This is a genomic window from Pseudomonas sp. (assembly GCF_037994325.1).
Classification (GTDB): Bacteria; Pseudomonadota; Gammaproteobacteria; order Pseudomonadales; family Pseudomonadaceae; genus Aquipseudomonas.
Map to the genome: position 1 here is coordinate 1 of NZ_JBBNAH010000100.1, position 1,766 is coordinate 1,766.

The window sequence follows — 1,766 nt, forward strand, 5'->3', positions numbered from 1 at the left end:
GTAGATGGTTGGCTGATCAATGGCCATGAACCGCAAAGCCGCTACGAAAAACTAGTGGTACAAATGGCGATGCCAGGTGTTACGCAACGCCCTTTCAATATTCACGATATTGACCAAATTGTTGAAAACCTAAATACCGTATCGAAATCTGCACGCATTGATGTTCAGCCATCATCGCGGATTGGCTACTCGACGTTGAATATTGTCACTGAAGATAAGAGTACACCCAGCCTTACCCTGCGTGCCGACAACTCGGGTGCTGGTAGTCCAAGCCAAGGGCGCTATCGCTACACCGCTTCCACCAGTTTGAGTGACTTACTATTAGGTAACGACTCGCTAGGTCTTAATCTTTCATCGCGCCGCTATCAAGATGAAAAAAATAATGCAGAGTATTCCGCTGGTGCAAACTATTCGATTCCGTTTGGTTACTCGAAGCTGGACCTGCGTTTTAACCACTCCCAATACGATAAGCAATTAAAAGGCCGCTACGGTTTCTATGGATCGAGCGGTAACTCCCAAGTTTACGATGCAAAATTCAGCCAAGTGCTGATGCGCGAGAAAACTCAGCGACTATCGGCTGTTTTTGAGTTGGAACACAAACGTAACGCCAACTTCATTGAAAAGTCACTATTGGCTATCAATAGCAAGCCTTATACCAACCTATCGCTGGGGCTCGATCATGTCACTGATCTTTTTGGCGGCTCGCTTTATTCCGACGCGTCCTGGGTACAGGGTATTTCTTTCCTAACCGGCGAGAAAGCGGCATTTGACCAAAGCCGAGCTGAAAAGCATTTAAGTAAAATCGAATTTAACACGGCTTGGAGTCGACCGTTTTCGTTGTTCGACAGAAACTTTTCATTTTCGTCGCGAATCGGTGGCCAATACGCCAAAGATAATTTGTTGACCTCCGAACAGTTAGGCCTTGGCGACGAGTTCACTGTTCGCGGCTACAAAACGCCAGTTTTATGGGGCGACCGCGGCATATTCATGACCAATACTTTATCTCTACCCATACCTGTTGCGGGTGGTTCCATAAGTCCATTTGTGGGCTGGGACATAGGGAAAACTGAAAACGTAGCCTATAAAGAAAATAATGGACGTATCGAGGGGTTTGCTACAGGTGTTAATGGAAGTTGGCGATATGGCGGGGGCTCTCTCACGTTAGGGCTTCCACTCTCCGAAGACAGTGGAGCACAACAGGATCAAGATGTTGCGGTTGTTTATATGAGCGCTTATCTCACTTACTGATTTTCCTTCGTTAGCTATTTATTCATACTTTAATTTATAGGTTCACTTTATGAACAAGCATCGTTTTCGCCTGATTTTTAGTAAAACACTGGGTTTTTTAATTCCGGTTGCCGAAATAAATAACAGTCAACGTAAGCCTGGCCAAGCTAACTGCCCATCCATTGCCCCGGTTGAGACTCAAAGTGTTGACTGGACACTAAAGCCTTTGCCCGTTGTTATTCGCTGTCTGCATCAGGCTGCAGTGCGTGTCGTATTACGGGGCGCCATCGGCCCAATTGTCGCCATTACCTCTGTGCCGGGCATGGCTGCGGCAGATATGATCGTCGACCCGAGTGCTGCACCAGAGCAACGTGCAACCCTGAACCAGGCGCCTAACGGTGTGCCGGTAATTGAAATTGCCAATCCCAACGCAAGTGGCTTATCGCATAACCGTTTCCAACAGTTCGACGTTCAGAAGCCCGGCGTAATTTTTAACAACAGCAAAAAAGATGGCGTCAGTCAGATTGGTGGTTATATTC

General features: G+C 47.1%; 2 protein-coding genes. Both read left to right on the forward strand.

The features are described 5' to 3' along the window. Nucleotides 1-1,248, forward strand: a 1,248-nt coding sequence (locus tag AAAB16_RS03160) for a ShlB/FhaC/HecB family hemolysin secretion/activation protein (RefSeq protein ID WP_340662028.1), incomplete at its 5' end; no start/stop codon positions are given. Between the two features lie 49 nt (nt 1,249-1,297). Next, on the forward strand, nt 1,298-1,766 hold a 469-nt coding region (locus AAAB16_RS03165), incomplete at its 3' end, for an ESPR-type extended signal peptide-containing protein (RefSeq protein WP_340662029.1).